This window comes from Psychrobacter immobilis, from assembly GCF_904846225.1.
Lineage (GTDB): Bacteria > Pseudomonadota > Gammaproteobacteria > Pseudomonadales > Moraxellaceae > Psychrobacter > Psychrobacter immobilis_F.
Genome location: NZ_CAJGZJ010000004.1, coordinates 229,536 through 245,310 on the forward strand (window position 1 = coordinate 229,536; position 15,775 = coordinate 245,310).

A 15,775-nucleotide genomic window follows, 5' to 3' on the forward strand; every position below is an offset into this window, starting at 1 on the left:
TCTAACTTTAGAACAAGGCGTGTTTTTAGTTATGGAAAATCGGTTACCGCCACGTCTTATTACCGCTCTGGCTCAGCTCAAGGCGCTCAATGATTTGGGCATTACTTTATTGCCCGTTCGCCATCACAGTCCTGCCTGTGCTTATGCTACCCAGCAAGCACTTAGCCAGCTACAACCTGCTGATATTCTCATCGAAGCGCCCGCCAGTTTTAATGATTTACTCATCGATTTACAGCATCCCGATAATAAGCCACCTTTAGCAGTTCTTTGCCAAACCCAAGCAATTACCATTTTCAACGATAGTGAGCAAGGGTCTGAAACCAGTTTTGAAGAGGACAAAGACAATAAAGAAAAAAAAGGAGACAAGCGAATGTATTCTGCTTATTTTCCTTTTTGTGATTATTCGCCTGAATGGGTAGCGCTGCGTTTTAAAAGTACAAATTTCTTAGGTAAGTCGCTACATGTCGAATGTATTGATTTGCCATGGTCACAACAAGTTGAGCATCGTGAACGAGTAAATTCTGAGCAAACATGGGAGACGCAGAGTTTACAGCAAGAGCGCTATCTCGCGCACAGTCAGTACATAAAAGCACTGGCGGACAAGTTGCATTGCCGAGATCATGATGAAGTTTGGGAGCATCTATTTGAGCTAGATTCAACACTCAAATTACGAGAGTGGCATGCGTTTTTTTATAAAGTATTGGTCTGGTGCGCCATGTCACGTTTGGATTATGAGCAGGACGTGCTAGAGTCGGAAAGCGCATTGGTACGTGAGCAGTACATGGTCAAATGTATCGTGGCTCGCTATCACTTTCGTCGCGATGAAGGCGCTAATCCTAAAAGCAGCGATACTAAAAGTAAGCAATCAATCTCTAAAAATGCTACAACGGATACCGCCAAAATCGTGGTGGTGACTGGTGGCTTTCATACGTTAGCGTTGATTGAATTATTGCATGAGCAATTAATCGAACAGTCGAATAAAAAAGCTATAAAAGCCGTCAAAAATAAAGTCAACGCCGAAATTAATCGGCCTGCTTATGCCATCAAGACTAGCCCTGATGAGTCATGGTTGATTCGCTATAGCTTTGATAGATTGGATGCGTTAAATGGTTATGCGTCAGGCATGCCATCGCCGGCTTTTTATCAAAAGTGTTGGCAGCAAAGACTGGCATTTAATAACAGCTCTGATCTTGACGATAGCCCTAAGCTTGATAACAGCGCTGAGCCTAATAATAGTGATGTAGATACAGAAAGCGAAAGCCAAGCTCGTCACCGCCTAGTTATTGACTTTCTCAGCGATTTTTCTCAGCAATTGCGTAGTGAAAAAATCAGTCTTAGTAATTTTATTACCGTCAAAACTGCCAGCGAGCAAGCCATTCGTTTGGCTGAATTGCGCGGGCATCGATTGATTGGGCGTTTTGATGTCATGGACGCTTGCTATAGTAGTTTTTTGAAGGGTAGTAGCGACAATGGCACGCAAAGTTTCCATCGGTTGCTGCATGAGCAGCTAGGTGGTTCGCAACTGGGGCAAGTGGTCAGTACGGGACGGACGCCGCCGTTATTAGCGCAGGTCTATGAGTTAATTAAATCACATCGTTTTAAGCTCGATGATACTTTGAGCAAAACTGCCAAACTCGACGTTTTACGAAATGCTAGCCATCGCCAACGTAGTTGCTTGCTGCACCTTTTGGCGTTTTTGGATGTTGGGTTTGCCAGACGTTTAAGCGGTCCTGATTTTTTACATGGCGGGCAATTGCATCTGCTATTTGAAGAATGGACGTACGCTTGGACGCCGCAAATCGAAGCGCGTTTGATCGAGCTGTCCGAAGAAGGCTCGGATATTTACCCGTTAGCTATCCAGCGTTTATTGAAGCAGCGTGATCATTTCGATGAGCAAGCTCAAAATCAGTCCTCAGCTCAGCTTATTGGCTTATTGATTCAAGCGTCAATGATGGGTTTGACGGAACAAATGGACCATTTATTCGAAGAAGTTAAAAATATTTTGCCGCATGATCCAGATTTGGGTTCGGTGCTGGCTTGTGGTCAACATCTAATGTATTTGTGGACAGGTAAGCGCTTTTTACAATTACAAGATGATCAACAGCTAATCGATCTGATTGCTCAAATTCCAGTGACTGGTCTTTTTTTATTGTCGCAACTACGAACGCCCAATGACGATCAAGTCCGAGGGATTTTAAGTCAGATTTTGAGTTTGCGAAACTTATTAAAGCAAATTAATCCTATCTTGCGTGCTGCTGATAACACGAATGATAGCGATCTGCTCAGCCAATATCATATAACGTTAAACAGGTTATTGCCCGACTGGCAGGATATTGATTTATTGCTGGGAGCCGTGCATGCACTATCATTTATCGATGATATCAGTAATGAAAGTCAGCTCTCAGGCCAATTGCAGCTGCATTTTGGCATTGGCGCTCATGCCGAGCAAGCAGTGGCTTATTTATCAGGAATGATGGAAGCCGTACCGACTCTGTTTTTGCACCACCAAGCGATGACGCAAATGCTAGATCGTCTGGTTTCGCAGTGGGATAAGGCGACTTTTATTGCTCTGCTGCCAGATTTGCGTTTAGCATTTACTGCCCTCAAACCGATGCAGACGAATGAGCTGGCGCAGCAAGTCGCTACCTTGCATGGCGTTTCCAGCACTGAGGTGACACAGTTCCAAGGTCAGATTGGTGAAAGCAATATGTTAAAAGGGCTGGCACTGAACCAGCAGTTGGAGCACGTATTGACTGAACGCGGACTGATAGGTTGGAGTGGCCAATGATGGATGACTTTAACTTACCCACTGACTTATCCGCTGATTTACCAACGCCGCCAGATAATAACGCCCAAGATGCTAAATCTGCTACTACAAATGACATTGCCAACGATAGCGACAGTGATGGTAATAGTGACAGTCTCGCACGCTGGCGTCTTATTTTAGGGCGTTATAGCGATAAAGCCTTGTCGGATGTGGCGTTGAATAACGAGCAAATGCGTTTAGAGCGCAGTCTCGATTATTTATACAATCGAGAATATGACAATCGCGGCGATATGTTAGGGAAGCGGCGTGGTCAAACGGGCAGTCGCCTCAGTGGGCAAGGTGGTTCGCTTGACGATTCGCAATTAACCGCCATCAATTGGCTCAATCAAGCACAAGATTTGTTTCCAAAGAGCACCTTTGAGCGGGTGCAAAATCATGCGTTTGAACGCTATCAATTAACCAGCTTACTTAAAAACGATCAAGTATTAGAGCAACTAGAGCCCACGCCGCAACTGGCCAAAACCTTGCTGAGTCTACGTGGTCGTTTGAGTGAAGATACCAGAGACAATGTCCGCCGTATTATTCAAAAAGTGGTTGATGACATCGTCGCCAAACTCAGACCCAATTTTGTCAACGCTATTCATGGTAGACGCAATCGCTTTCGGCGCTCTTTTATTGCCAATAGTCAGAACTTTGACTGGCGACGCACCATAGCGACTAATCTTAAACACTATAACCAAGATCTGAATAAAATTATTATTCGAGAACCTGTGTTTAATGCGCGGGTACAGCGGCATTTGCCTTGGACGGTCGTGCTGTGTGTCGATCAGAGTGCCTCTATGCTTAGCTCGGTGATGTACAGCGCTATTTGTGCCAGTATCTTGACTAGTTTGCCATCAGTGACAGTCAAGCTGTTGGTGTTCGATACCAATGTCGTTGATTTATCGCATATGGCACATGATTCGGTAGAGGTGTTATTGACAGTACAATTGGGCGGTGGCACCAACATTGCCAAAGCGGTGCAATATGCTGAAACGTTGATAACAGAACCCACTCGCACGATTTTTGCCTTAATTAGTGATTTTGAAGAAGGCGGCTCTGTACCGCATTTGCTGAGTTCAGTGGCTAGAATGCATGGGCAACAAGTAAAACTGATTGGGCTTGGTGCTTTGGATGAAAGCGCCAATAGTGTCTACGATATTCAAATGGCACAAAAACTCTCTGAGCAAGGCATGCAAATCGCAGCACTGACGCCTGAACATTTTGCTGAATGGATAGCCGAGGTGATAAATTGATGACCGTTGCCAGTATTTATCTCGCCTACGATGACAGTGCCTTGACCACTTACGCCAATGCTGGACTATTGCGCCGTGCTCAAAAAGATGTGGCGGCTAATAAAATTGAGCGGATTGAAGAGTGCGATTCTGTCGCTAATGCCAAGCAAATCGTGCTAGACAGCGATGGACAAATCGTGATCTTGCCGAGTACTGGCTTGACGAATGCCAGTTGTGATTGTTCATCAGTCAGCGCCTGCAAACATATTTTGGCCTCAGTATTGTATGTGCAATCGTTAGCTGAATCTGCTCAAGGACAGAACGCTGCGGCAGAGAATGACCAATCAACAATTGATAGCACCGAGTTAAACAATGATAAGCCAAACAACATCGAATCAAAAGAGACGATTAAAGATGGTGTTATCAGTAAAAACAAAGCCACTAAGATCAATGATAAAAGTTTGACCAAAGCGAATACTGCTATCGTCAAAACAGCACTAGCTGAAGTGCTTGCTTTAAGCTTGAACGACTTACAGAAATTTGCCAAAACTATTCCTAAAGCCAAACGTCTTAAAGCCATGCTGATGGCCATTAATTATTTAGAGGACTTTGATCGTAAAGTCGACTCTAGCAATGCTGCCGATAATGCTAGTAATGCTGACAAGTCACAAGCCAGTGTGATTGATGAGACTCAAAGTCTCCGTATTCATCTGCCACATCAAAGCGAAGAAATCCGTTATATTTTGGGCGCTGGATTCGTAGGAATGCTATCCAAAATTGAGTGTGATGCAGACAGTTACCACTGGTTGGCGCTAGTAGTAGTACAAACATTATATGGCGCAGAAGAAGGCATAGCTAAGATACGGCAGTGGTTGGTTGAGGCATTATCTGAAAATACCAATTCAGCCAGCGTGAGTTTAGAGCGTTTATCAGCGGTGATGTTGATAGTGCTAGATGATATCGCATTTGATGTTGAACAAATATTGTATCAAGGATTGTCGCAGCTAGAGCGTTTTTCAGCCAATCGTATGCACCTTGCTAATACACTGGCGCGTAGTCAAAATCTGCCACGTTTGGCCATGCAGCTACGACAATTGAGTGGTCAGATGCATGACTTTATCAAAGGTGATAATCATATTGACGAGCGTCAGCTGTTGATTGGTCTGGCAGAGCTGAGTGCTTATTTGTACCAATTGCAGCACAGTGATGCGACAGAACTACCAAAGCTACGAGGTAAATTACGTCATACTTATGACGCCGATGACACGCGAGCTGATTTACGTTTGCTGCCGTTAGGTGCACGTTGGTGGTTCAGTCAAGGCAAAGCACGCGGTTTAACATTATATTTTTATGAACCCAATGAAAACCAGATTGTCGAGTTTACCCAAGCTCGAGCACAAGCGCAGGATTTAAGTTTTAATAAACAAACCGCATGGTTTAACGCCGTTTGGCTCAGCACGTCTCAAAACCTGATGAACCAGATCAGTACCTTATCTAATCCTAGATTTAATGACAATGGCGGGCTTGCAGTCACGGGCAGCAAAGTGCTCGACCATTCTTCATTAAAAGATGACTTTGCTGGCTATCTTGACAGCGTGCGAGGATTGGCGGTTGAGGATTGGCAGCATCTACAGCAGCGCTGGCTAGAACAGCTGATGAGCAGTGGTACAGTCGATGGTATTGTAGTGTTAAATCCTACTAAAATAGGCAGTTTGCAGGTTGATGAAATCGAACAATGCGTCTGGTGGTCGTTAGCCGATCAAAATAATAACCAAGTTCGTTTGCGACTCAATTGGAACGCTAATGAGCAGCAGAGCATCGATATCATTGATAAGCTTGAGCGCATCGATAGCTATCTGATTCAAATGATCGTCGCTCAAGTCAACATGACTGAAAATACCATTGAAATCAATCCAATGACTTTGATCATGTCAGATCATTTATTTCACTTAGACTACAGTCAAGTGCCTACCAAGAAAAACACCTTGAAAGCGTTGTTAACTGGGCAAATCAGTAAGCTGATGAGCAAAAAAAGACGATTAGTAGAGATTGAGAATACTAAAGTATTGGCCTTGAGCCAGCTTGTTTGTGAGCCTATTTTGAGCGTATTAGACAGCTTGTCAGCAAGCGGACGATTGCAACCTACTGAAGCGCAAATCAAGCAACTTCGCCAACAGCATAAATTAGCGCAAGATGCAGGATTAAGCGTATTGGCCAGTAGTATTGAGCATTTTTATACCCGTAAAATCAAGGTCAACGACCTCTTGCAACTCGCTTACTTATGTAAAATGTTACTCTTATTAGAAGCAGAGATGCCATTTAGTTTTTCTCACCCTACTCAAGCAACACTTAAATTGCCCGTGCGAAACCAATGAGTAAATGAATTTATCTAAGTCATCCACTCTATATTCTGATTTATTTGTGCTACGTTTTTAATTCGACTGGGTTTTTTGAACCTTTGACATCATGAAGAAGCTTTTTTGATGCTATCCCGATTATAAGATTCGGGATATATTTCTAGGTTTTTCCCATCTCTCCTCAAAGGGTCATTGAATTTCCTATATAATGTTAGCTATTTTGTTGTTGATAACCCATTCAATTTAGGCTTTTTCCTTAGGGCGTGTCCTCAATTCAAGCGATTGTATCTAAATGGGCTAAAAATGGTTAAATTTTGCCAAACATTGTCAAATAGCTGATTAATATCTCGATATTATTTGCGCTATTTTCCTCGTTTGACGGTAATTTATCTCATTTTTATGACCATTTTTAAAATGAGTACATGCCCTAGCAAGAAAGGCTTTTTATCAGGTAAAACGGTGCTTTATGTTTAACGCTTCCTCGACTCGTTTAAATAAATACATCAGCGAAAGTGGTATTTGCTCCAGGCGAGACGCTGATCGCTTTATTGAACAAGGCAATGTGTACATCAATGGCAAGCGTGCTCAAGTTGGCGCGCAAGTGGTTGCTGGAGATACGGTAAAAGTCAACGGGCAGCTCATTGAGCCACGAGAGGCCGATGATTTTGTTTTTATTGTATTGAATAAGCCAGTAGGCATTGTGAGCACTACGGAAAGCTCTGAGAAAAACAACATTGTTGATTTTGTTAGACATTCGGTACGTATTTTTCCGATTGGCCGTTTGGACAAAGATTCCCAAGGTTTAATCTTTTTGACCAGCAATGGCGATTTGGTGAACAAGGTATTACGTGCTGGTAATAATCACGAGAAAGAGTATTTGGTGACGGTGAATAAGCCGATAACGGATACTTTTATTGAGGGTTTAGCGGGTGGCGTGCCCATGCTGGGCAAGATGACCAAAAAATGCCCAGTGACTAAGGTGGCGCCTAACGTATTCAATATCACGTTAGTGCAAGGTTTGAACCGTCAAATTCGTCGCATGTGTGAGCACTTTGGCTATGAAGTCACAAAGCTTGAGCGTACACGGATTATGAATGTGAGTCTGAAGGGCACTCCTGTTGGCGACTGGCGAGACTTAACCCCAAAAGAGTTGTCTGTTTTACTTAAATCTATAGAAGATTCTTCTTCTGAAGCCAGTAATCCTGCCAAGAAATCTCGTAATGCGCCCCGAAAAAACGCTCGTACTGATAGCTCATCAAAGTCAAAAGCGTCTCCAAAATCAACGGGCACTGCAAAGGGAAATGGCAAACACGTCAAAGATGGTGCTAGAAAACCAACAGGTACTAAAGATAAAAATAGGCGTCCTTTTGGTGATGGCAAAAAGTCTGGTGGCAATGGCAAACCTACTGCAAATGGTAGACGCCCTTCGAAAGGTCGAGGTTCTAAGCGGTAACGCTTCTCAAAACCATCGACTTAATTTATCGTGGCTTATCAATTTAGGACACCTAATAAAAGATGCCGCGTAAAGCCTATTGTATAGTGGCATCTGACGATTGATGTATCGATTTAACTTTTTACCAGCTATAGTAAATTTGATGAAGCAAAGGATGCAAGTTAGGTTAGCAACCAAAGTAAGTAGTGATATAATGCCTCGATAATCGATATTTCATGAAGGATTTGCATTATGGCTCGTACCGCTAGCGCATTACATATTTTAGTAAAAGACAAAGAACTGGCAGATGATATTCTTGCCAAGCTTAAAAAAGGTGCGCAGTTTGATGTGCTGGCTAAGAAACATTCAACTTGCCCATCAGGTAAAAAAGGCGGCAACTTAGGGGAGTTTAAACAAGGCCAAATGGTACCGGCATTCGATAAAATCTGCTTCAACGGCGAACTCTTTACCCCGCATTTAGTGAAAACCAAGTTTGGCTGGCATGTGGTTAAAGTGCTTTACAGGACGTAAGTGTTAGACACCGCAACCATTAGCGTTGCCCAAAAATATATTAATGTATCAAAAGCTGAAGCTCTTTATAGTAAAGTGCTTCAGCTTTTTTATTTCTGATCACTTCTACGGTTTCTCGCGTATAGATTACTATAATCAATGCTGACAACAACGTGTGTGCTACTTTAGGGTGCTGATATTTCAGGCTTAGACATCGAGCGCCACAACATACCGAATAAAACATCAAAATTCGCATTTAGCGGCGTATCTGCTTGACGAATATTCTGCATAATACCGAGTCGACTAACGAACCCCATAAACACATCAAATAGAATATGCAGTGGTACGGTATCAACGAGCACCCCTCGCTTCTGACCATCCTCTAGTACACTCAAAAACGCATTAATAAGCTCTTTATTCTTATAAATGGCAATATTATGAAAACGCGCTATCGACACTTTCGATAGCACCATCACCGCGTCAGGTTGAGTATCTACAAAATCCAAACACACCCACAAAGTTTTGCGTAAGCGATCCTCGATACTATCAATGCCTTGTAGATGATCCATCATTCTCGCCGCCAACCTTCCTAGTACCAAATCCATAATAGTGTAGAGCACCGTTTGCTTATCACCAAAATATTTATAAAGCGTTTGTAGCGATACGTTTGCAGTATTTGCAATCTGTATCATAGTGATATCGCTTGCATCATGACCTGCAAATAACTGGCGAACTGCTTTTTCTATTTTGTCTAAAGTAGCGGAGCGCATCTCTGATAAAGGCGCCAGGGCTAAGGGTTTACTCTGAGCCGCTTTTTTGGAAACGGTACTATTGGTTTTACTATTAGTCTTAGGATGAGTCTTGCTAACGCTTTGATTAGAGCCACCATCAGCACTGAGTGGTGGTTTTGAGCGAGTGGTTTTCATACCTTATGGTTCCTTTATAGTATTAGCTTTTGGATAGTTCTAGGGTTTATAGTAAATCAATAAAGATAATCTATATTACCATTATAAAATAATTGATTGCACAAGCTGTATTAATTTTCTAATATAATAACCATATAGATTAGTATTTAATGAGATTTTAGCTATTATAGATAGTGGTAATTTATATTACCATTGTATTATAAATATAATATAGCGGTTATTTTCCAATTCTATTTATCATCTACAAAAAGGGATTTTTTATGACTGAGACCGCCTACATTTATGAGTCACTGCGCACACCACGTGGCAAAGGAAAAAAAGATGGCTCGCTTTATCAAGCGACGCCTATTTGGCTAGTTCGCACTTTATTAAAAGAGATGCAGCAGCGACATAACTTAGACACCAGCTTAGTTGATGATGTGGTGCTTGGCTGTGTGACACCCGTTGGCGAACAAGGTTCTGATATTGCGCGTATTGCGGTCATTGATGCCGGCTGGGATCAGAGTGTCGCAGGCTTAACCTTATCTCGATTTTGTGCATCTGGTCTGGAGTCAATCAATCTAGCTGCTGCCAAAGTCATGTCAGGTATGGAAGATATGGTGGTTGCAGGCGGTGTGGAGTCTATGAGTCGCGTACCGATGGGTTCTGATGGTGGTGCGTGGTATATGGATCCACGCGTCAATGAAGCGACGCATTTTGTTCCGCAAGGCGTTGGCGCAGATACCATCGCAACGTTAAAAGGCTTTAGTCGTACGGATGTCGATGAATTTGCTACGGAATCGCACCGCCGAGCTGCTAATGCTTGGGAGCTCGGCTACTATGATAAATCAGTCGTCCCTGTCACTGATATGAATGGCATGCTGCTGTTAGATAAAGATGAAACTATTCGTCCGAACACTGATGTGGCCACCTTAGCGGGACTTAACCCTTCTTTTATCATGCCGGGAAAAATGGGCTTTGATAGCGTTATCTTAGACAGATACACCACCATTGAAAACGTTAACCACGTCCATCACGCTGGTAACTCGTCAGGCATCGTCGATGGCGCAGCGCTCTGTTTAGTCGGTAGCGCCGCTGCTGGGCGCAAAGCTGGTCTAAAACCACGTGCCAAAATCACTATGGCTTCAGTCATCGGCTCAGAACCTGCCATTATGCTGACAGGGCCAACGCCTGCCTGTCAAAAAGCCCTCGATAAAGCGGGCATGCAAGCCTCAGATATTGATCTTTGGGAGATCAACGAAGCTTTTGCAGCGGTTCCTATGAATACCGCGCATGACTTTGGCATTTCACTTGATATCGTCAATGTCAACGGCGGCGCTATCGCGATGGGTCATCCTTTGGGTGCGACAGGCGCGATGCTTATGACCACCGTGCTAGACGAGCTTGAACGTCGTGATCTAAAAACAGCGATGATCACCTTGTGCGTAGGCGGCGGCATGGGGATTGCGACTATCATTGAGCGTCTCTAGCACTGATAGACAGCAATGATAGATTTTTAGTGATTGCCATTAGTTTTTAGCGATTAAAGCGAAATACAATAATATAAAAAGGATTTAACATGAGCACAAATAGCGCCAAAGATAGCATAAGCGCCATCAATGCATTGGACCACTTTTCTGCCGAATCTGATAATGGAATTATCACCGTTATTATCGATCAAGCAGATCGAAAAATGAATGTCATCGGCGATGGGTTTACAGACGCCTTTGCCAAGATGACCAATAGCTTCATAGCAGATGCCGCTGCCAAAGGTTTGATTTTAACTTCTGGCAAAGAGACCTTTGTCGTCGGTGCCGATATCGATTCATTAGCGGATATCAAAACCGCTGAGCAAGTGTTTGATCTGGCTCAAGACCTCAAAGCCAGTATGCGTAAACTGGAGCTATCTGGTAAGCCAGTCGTCGCTGCCATGACGGGCACGGCGCTCGGTGGTGGTCTAGAGCTGGCCTTGGCTTGTCATTATCGTATCGCCATAGATTCTCCTAAAACCAAACTGGGTCTGCCAGAAGTTAAGCTAGGTCTGTTGCCGGGCGGTGGTGGTACTCAGCGTCTACCGCGCTTGGTTGGTATTCAAGCAGCATTAGAGCTTATGACCCAAGGCTCAGAGCTGCGTCCAGCTGCCGCTAAAGATATCGGTCTGATTGATGCCATTGCCACTGATAAAGCAGATATGTTAGCGCAAGCCAAAGCATGGATTATAGCCAACCCTACCGCCCAGCAACCGTGGGATAAAAAAGGCTTTAAAATCCCAGGTGGTGATAGCAAAAACCCTAAAATAGTACCGATATTCTCTATCGCCCCTGCGATGGCCAATCAAAAATCACACGGCAACTATCCAGCAATCACCCACATTATGTCTTGTGTATTTGAAGGCTGCATGGTCGATATCGATACTGGTCTTGAGATTGAATCACGCTACTTTGCAGCGTGTATGTTGTCTCCTGAATCCAAAAATATGATTAATACGCTTTGGACACAGCTTAATAGCATCAAAAAAGGCCAATCGCGCCCTGATGGTTTTGAGCGCTATAAAACTAAAAAGGTCGGTATTCTCGGTGCTGGCATGATGGGTGCAGGTATCGCTTATGTCTCAGCCAAAGCGGGCATAGAAGTGGTGCTTTTAGATACGGCTATCGAAGGCGCTGAAAAAGGCAAAAACTATTCTACTAAACTGTTAGATAAGGCGATCAGCCGTGGTCAATCAAACGAGGACAAAAAACAAGCGTTGTTAGATAAAATTAAAACGACGGTTTCTTATGATGATCTAAAAGGCTGTGACTTAATTATCGAGGCGGTCTTCGAAGATGTAGACATCAAAGCAGAATGTACCCGTAAGTCTGAAGCAGTGATACCAAAAACTGCTATTTATGCCTCAAATACATCGACGCTGCCTATTACTGAGCTTGCCAAAGCCAGCACACGCCCAAACCAATTCATCGGTCTGCATTTCTTCTCGCCAGTCGATAAGATGCCATTGGTTGAGATTATCGTTGGTGAAGACACGGATGAGGCAACCTTAGCCAAAGGTTTTGATTATGTCGGTCAGATTGCTAAAACGCCTATCGTCGTCAATGACAGCCGCGGTTTTTATACTTCTCGTGTATTCGGTACTTATGTCTCAGAAGGTATTGCGATGTTGAGTGAAGGCATACATCCGCGCAGCATCGAAGTGGCTGGTATGAAATCTGGCATGCCCATGCCGCCGCTGGCACTGCAAGATGAAGTATCGCTCAGCCTGTCCTTACACGTCATGCAACAAGCCAAGCGCGCACTAGAAGCTGAGGGCAAAACGTTCACACCACACCCTGCGATGCCAGTGGTTGAAAAAATGGTGAGTGAGCTTGGCCGCGAAGGTAAAAAAGTCGCTAAAGGCTTCTATGATTATCCAGAAAATGCTGAAAAACGCTTATGGCCTGAGCTCACTGAGCTGTATCCGACTAAAGAGGAGCAACCATCGCAGCAAGACTTGGTAGACCGTTTATTATACGTTCAAGCGAATGAGACCGCGAAATGCTTCGAGGAGAATGTCGTGCGTACCGTGGCAGATGCCAACATCGGCTCTATCTTTGGCTGGGGTTTTGCGCCTAACCAAGGCGGTACGTTGCAGTTTATCAACTCAGTAGGTATCGAGAAGTTTGTTGAGCGTAGCCGCGAACTTGCTAGCAAGTACGGCGAGCGTTTTGAACCTGCTCAGATCCTAGTAGAGATGGCCCAAAGAAATGGGGAAGGCGGGGAGTTTGTCGATGGCTAATGTAGCTAATGCTATGACAGATTGCTTGGATGGTTTGCGCGTCGTTGATTTGACGCGTAACCTCCCAGGGCCTTTTGCGACACGTCTGCTTGCCGATTTGGGTGCGGAAATCATTAAAATTGAGCCAAAAAATGGAGATCCTGCTCGTGCATTGGGTGATCTGTTTGGCGCACTCAATCATGGTAAGACGATTGAGAAGATTGACTTTCGTGATCCTAAAGGCATTGAAACTATCAAAGCGCATCTAAAAAGTGCCGATGTGATGCTCGACAGCTTTCGCCCTGAAGTACTTGAAGGCATGGGGCTGGATGCCAAAACCTTGCACGCTCTCAACCCAAAGCTGGTCATGGTATCGATTACTGGTTATGGCGTCGCTGATGGAGCGTCTGATGGTAGTGATGACTCTCAAATTAAGCCGCATATTGAACATAACTGGGCTGACAAAGCGGGTCACGATATCAACTTTATGGCGATGAGCGGCGTGCTTGACCAGCTCAAGACTGCCGCTGGCGAGCAGGCCATGCCTAATATCCAGTTTGCAGACTTGGCAGGCGGTAGTGACACGGCAGTGATTGCCCTTTTGGCCGCCGTATTGTCAGCACAGCGTACTGGCAAAGGTCGTCACGTCGCGGTCAGTATGACGCACAGCTTATATCAGCATATGGTTATGCCAAAGGCGACTGGTAAGCTAGTAAAAAGCTTCTCTGGTAAAAGTCCAAAGCCGCAGCATGACTTTTTAGGGGGATTACTCCCTTGTTATCGTTTATATAAAACAGCCGACGATCGCTACATGGCGGTGGGCTCATTGGAGCTTAAATTTTGGCAAGGCTTGTGTGACGTTTTAGAGTTGCCTGAGCTTAAAACCAAACACTGGCAACTAGGTGTCATGCCGAATACCACAGACAGTCAAGAAGCGGCTCAAGTGGTCGCTGATACCTTTGCTAACCAGCCGCTTAGCTTTTGGCATCAGGTTTTTGAGTCAGCAGATGTTTGCGTGACTCCCGTGCTGACGTTGGAGGAAGCCCGCGCGCATCCTTTGTTTGCCCATCAAGATGAATACAGTGCGACACTAGGCTGGCAGCTTATGAATTGATAAAAGCACAAGTGATTAATTATTTAGACATTGGCTTACCATTTACTCATCATCAGTTAATTTTATTTAATAAAACGAAAAATGTTTGACCACAATCAAGATTTTTTATCAGTTTCAGACCAACTTAATGCAACCAAACCTCAACAAACAATCAAGGAAGATTTTATGGCTATCGCCTGTTTTAAACCAAAGTGGATGGATGAAGAGATTGACATGCTGCACGAGAGTGCCTTAAAGCTATTTAAAGATTGGGAGCAACATGACGAAAAATGGCGTGAAAGCGGCATGCTGGATCGGGAAGCGTGGTTAGAGGCTGGCGAGATGGGCTTTTTATGTGCCTCTATGCCAGAAGAATATGGCGGGGCAGGCGGGGATTTTCGTCACGAAGCGGCGTTGATTTATGCTCAGTCAGAAGCCAACCAAGCAGGGTTTGGTGGCTTTTTGCATTCAGGAATCGTCGCACCTTATATCCTGCATCATGGAACAGAGGCGCAGAAGCAGAAATGGCTACCTAAGATGGCAACTGGCGAGCTGATTGGCGCGATTGCTATGACTGAGCCGGGTACAGGCTCTGATTTGCAAAACATCAAAACTTACGCAGTCAAAGAAGGGGACGACTATATTATCAATGGTTCAAAGACCTTTATTACCAATGGTCAGCTAGGTAACTTAATCATCGTTGCTTGTAAAACGGATAGAGAGCAAGGTGCTAAAGGCGTCTCGCTAATTGTGGTAGAAACGGATAACTCTCCTGGCTTTGAGCGCGGTAAAAAGTTGAAAAAGCTAGGTTTGGCTTCACAAGATACCTCAGAGCTATTCTTTAGCAATATGCGTGTTCCGCAAGCAAATTTGCTCGGTACTGTCGAAGGTATGGGCTTTATGCAGTTGATGCAAGAGTTGCCGCAGGAACGCTTGATCGTAGCACTTGCTGGTATTGGCGCTATGAAATTAGCGCTTGATTTGACGATCAGTTATACCAAAGAGCGTACTGCTTTTGGTAAACCAGTGTGGGGCTTTCAAAACACCCGTTTTAAATTAGCTGAGTGCAACAGTCACTATATCGCTGCAAGTGCGCTATGTGATGCCGCTATAGAAGCCTTGTTAGAGAAGAATCTCACCGTACAGCACGCCGCGCTAATCAAATATTGGGTCACCCAAAAACAGTGTGATGTGATGGATGAATGCGTGCAGTTATTCGGTGGTTACGGCTATATGATGGAATATCCTATTGCTCGACTCTATGCTGATGCTCGGGTACAAAAAATCTATGGCGGTACTAACGAAATCATGAAGGAGCTGGCATCACGCTTTATGTAAAAACGATCACATCAATGGCATTGAAAGCTTTTGGAATCAGTCTAAACGAACATTTAGAAAATATAATAGAGTTGATAAGAAGCATTTCCATTTATTTTTAAAAGAGTACAAGTTTAGATTTAACTATGACTTACCCTCTAATTAGCTTAAAAAGTCTGAGAATATGGTGCAATATTTAATCCTTATCTACTAAAGCCCCAAGATATTTTCATAAATGGAAAAGCCAGACAGCTAAGTTGTCTGGCTTTTTTGATAACTGGTACTTAGCTACTTGCTTTCTTTATCTGTGCGTCATAAAGCTTGGTCAAATATTGCTCATAACTCACTATATTTTTTATAAAGGTGTTG

10 protein-coding genes and 1 pseudogene are annotated in these 15,775 nt (G+C 43.9%); 10 read left to right on the top strand and 1 reads right to left on the bottom strand.

Features of this window, described 5'->3' with window-relative positions; translation table 11 throughout:
* Positions 1 to 31: 31 nt before the first annotated feature.
* The 5 genes from JMX48_RS05085 to ppiC all read left to right on the top strand — a co-directional run bounded on the left by JMX48_RS05085 (position 32) and on the right by ppiC (position 8,361).
* Positions 32 to 2,788, top strand: a complete 2,757-nt coding sequence (locus JMX48_RS05085) for a DUF5682 family protein (protein WP_201535096.1) — start codon at positions 32 to 34, stop codon at positions 2,786 to 2,788.
* The gene (locus JMX48_RS05090; protein WP_227687904.1) at positions 2,785 to 4,062 is read left to right on the top strand and encodes a VWA domain-containing protein; all 1,278 of its coding nucleotides are present in this window, start codon (positions 2,785 to 2,787) and stop codon (positions 4,060 to 4,062) included. Before JMX48_RS05085 ends, JMX48_RS05090 begins: the two co-directional genes overlap by 4 nt.
* Positions 4,062 to 6,416 carry a hypothetical protein gene (locus tag JMX48_RS05095; protein WP_201535098.1) on the top strand — a complete coding sequence of 785 codons (2,355 nt, stop codon included), beginning with the start codon at positions 4,062 to 4,064 and terminating at the stop codon, positions 6,414 to 6,416. The genes JMX48_RS05090 and JMX48_RS05095 overlap by 1 nt, the downstream gene beginning before the upstream one ends.
* 448 nt (positions 6,417 to 6,864) lie before the next feature.
* Complete coding sequence (gene rluF / locus JMX48_RS05100; protein WP_201535100.1) at positions 6,865 to 7,851, top strand: 23S rRNA pseudouridine(2604) synthase RluF; 987 nt, start codon at positions 6,865 to 6,867, stop codon at positions 7,849 to 7,851.
* 231 nt (positions 7,852 to 8,082) lie between these two features.
* Entirely contained in the window at positions 8,083 to 8,361 is a 279-nt protein-coding gene (ppiC, locus tag JMX48_RS05105; protein WP_201535102.1) for a peptidylprolyl isomerase PpiC, read from the top strand.
* Between the two features lie 164 nt (positions 8,362 to 8,525).
* On the opposite strand, the gene JMX48_RS05110 is transcribed toward ppiC, so the two are convergent.
* On the bottom strand, positions 8,526 to 9,266 hold the full coding sequence (locus JMX48_RS05110; RefSeq protein ID WP_201535104.1) for a TetR/AcrR family transcriptional regulator: 741 nt from the start codon (positions 9,264 to 9,266) through the stop codon (positions 8,526 to 8,528).
* A gap of 260 nt (positions 9,267 to 9,526) precedes the next feature.
* On the opposite strand from JMX48_RS05110, the gene JMX48_RS05115 reads away from it, so the two are divergent.
* The 5 genes and pseudogenes from JMX48_RS05115 to JMX48_RS05135 form a co-directional block, all read left to right on the top strand.
* Positions 9,527 to 10,735, top strand: a complete 1,209-nt coding sequence (locus tag JMX48_RS05115; RefSeq protein WP_201535105.1) for an acetyl-CoA C-acetyltransferase — start codon at positions 9,527 to 9,529, stop codon at positions 10,733 to 10,735.
* Between the two features lie 89 nt (positions 10,736 to 10,824).
* Entirely contained in the window at positions 10,825 to 13,017 is a 2,193-nt protein-coding gene (locus JMX48_RS05120; protein WP_201535106.1) for a 3-hydroxyacyl-CoA dehydrogenase NAD-binding domain-containing protein, read from the top strand.
* Positions 13,010 to 14,110: a CaiB/BaiF CoA transferase family protein gene (locus tag JMX48_RS05125; protein ID WP_201535109.1), complete on the top strand. Its 1,101-nt coding sequence runs from the start codon at positions 13,010 to 13,012 to the stop codon at positions 14,108 to 14,110. Before JMX48_RS05120 ends, JMX48_RS05125 begins: the two co-directional genes overlap by 8 nt.
* 165 nt (positions 14,111 to 14,275) lie before the next feature.
* Entirely contained in the window at positions 14,276 to 15,427 is a 1,152-nt protein-coding gene (locus JMX48_RS05130) for an acyl-CoA dehydrogenase family protein (protein WP_201535112.1), read from the top strand.
* 1 nt (position 15,428) lies between these two features.
* Positions 15,429 to 15,606: pseudogene (locus JMX48_RS05135) on the top strand (IS1595 family transposase); the annotation flags it as partial.
* Between the last annotated feature and the right edge of the window lie 169 nt (positions 15,607 to 15,775).